Source organism: Saccharopolyspora sp. NPDC002376, assembly GCF_053593195.1.
In genome coordinates this window covers 1-2,169 of sequence record NZ_JBSFBZ010000125.1, presented here as the reverse complement: position 1 = coordinate 2,169, position 2,169 = coordinate 1, and the positions used below count along the sequence as shown (strand labels likewise).

The window sequence follows — 2,169 nt, the reverse complement described above, 5'->3', positions numbered from 1 at the left end:
GCTGCGGAAGTTGCGGAGGCGGAGGCTGTTGGAGACCACGAACACGGAGCTGAAGGCCATGGCGGCTCCGGCGATCATGGGGTTGAGCAGTCCTGCTGCGGCCAGGGGCAGGGCGGCGATGTTGTAGGCGAAGGCCCAGAACAGGTTGCCCTTGATGGTGCGCAGCGTCCGGCGGGACAACCGGATCGCATCCGCAGCCGCCCGCAGGTCACCACGGACCAGCGTGATGTCACTGGCCTCGATGGCCACATCGGTGCCAGTACCCATCGCCAAACCCAGGTCGGCCTGGGCGAGAGCGGCGGCGTCGTTGACACCGTCACCGACCATCGCCACCACCTTGCCGTGGGCCTGCAGGCGCTTGACGACGTCGACCTTGTCCTCGGGCAGGACCTCGGCAAGGACCTCATCGATCCCGACCTCAGCGGCCACCGACCGGGCCACGGCCTCGTTGTCACCGGTGAGCAACACCGGGGTCAAACCCAAACCGCGCATCTGCGAGACAGCCTCGGCCGAGGTGGCCTTGACGGTGTCGGCCACGACCAGCACCGCCCGCGCCCGCCCGTCCCACGCGACCACCACAGCGGTCTTGCCCTGCTGCTCAGCCGCCGCCTTGGCCTCGCCCAGTTCCGGGGGCAGGTGCTGGCTCCACTGCTCCAGCAGCGCGGTCCGGCCGGCAAGCACAGCGTGCCCGTCGACCACGCCCCGCACACCGAGACCTTCGATGTTGGTGAAGCCCTCCACAACGGGCAGCTCACCCACCTGCTGCTGCGCACCGCGTGCGATGGCCCGGGCGATGGGGTGCTCGGAGGCGTTCTCCAGCGCACCCGCGACGCGCAGGACCTCGTCGCGGTCGGTGCCAGCGGTGGTGTGGACATCGACCAGCGACATCTGACCCGTCGTGACGGTGCCGGTCTTGTCCAGCACCACGGTGTCAACCCGCCGCGTGGACTCCAAGACCTCCGGGCCCTTGATCAGAACACCCAGCTGCGCACCACGCCCAGTACCGACCAGCAGCGCGGTCGGCGTGGCCAGCCCCAGCGCGCACGGGCAAGCGATGATCAGCACCGCGACCGCCGCGGTGAACGCCGCCGATGCCGTTGCACCGGCACCAAGCCAGAACGCCAGCGTCCCCAACGAAAGCGCGATCACGACAGGCACGAACACCGCCGAAACCCGGTCGGCCAGCCGCTGCACCGCTGCCTTGCCGGTCTGCGCGTCCTCCACGAGCTTAGCCATCTGAGCCAACTGCGTGTCCGCACCAACCCTCGTGGCCCGCACGACCAACCGGCCACCAGCGTTGACGGTGGCACCCACGACAGCATCGCCGGGACCGACCTCCACCGGCACCGACTCACCGGTCAGCATGCTCGCATCGACCGCCGAGCCGCCCTCCTCGATCACACCGTCGGTGGCGATCTTCTCCCCGGGCCGGACCACGAACCGGTCGCCCACCGCGAGTTCCGAGGTGGGGATCCGCTCTTCACCACCGCCGCGCAGAACCGCGACGTCTTTGGCACCCAACTCCAGCAACGCCCGCAAAGCCGCACCAGCACGACGCTTGGACCGCGCCTCGAAATACCGCCCAGCCAAGATGAACGTCGTCACCCCAGCAGCAACCTCGAGATAGATCGAGCCATCACCACTCATCCGCTCGATGGTCAACTCGAACGGATGCGTCATCCCCGGCACACCAGCCGTACCGAACAACAACGCGTACAACGACCACAACAACGCCGCCAACGTCCCCATCGACACCAAGGTGTCCATCGTGGCCGCACCATGCCGCACGTTCGCCCACGCAGCCCGATGCAACGGCAAAGCACCCCACACCACCACCGGCACCGCCAGCACAAGCGAAATCCACTGCCAGTAGGTGAACTGCAACACCGGAACCATCGCCATCGCGATCACCGGCACCGACAACACCGCCGACACCACCAGCCGCTGCCGCAACGACCGCGCCGAATCATCGACCTCCACGATCTGTGCGGGCTCGGCTCCCCGCTCCGCCTCGGGCAGCGTCGCACCGTAGCCCGCGGCTTCGACAACCTCGACCAGCTCCTGCGGGTCGAGGCCCTCCGGGACGCTGACCTTGGCCTTCTCCGTCGCGTAGTTGACGGTCGCCGCGACGCCGTCGAGCTTGTTCAGCTTGCGCTCAATCCGCCCCGC

The 2,169-nt window shown here is 68.3% G+C and carries 1 protein-coding gene; it reads right to left on the bottom strand.

Translation table 11 applies throughout. From position 1 onward, the window contains the following. Window positions 1–2,169: heavy metal translocating P-type ATPase (locus ACWCO2_RS36715; RefSeq protein WP_450132410.1), on the bottom strand; the 2,169-nt coding region annotated here is incomplete at both ends.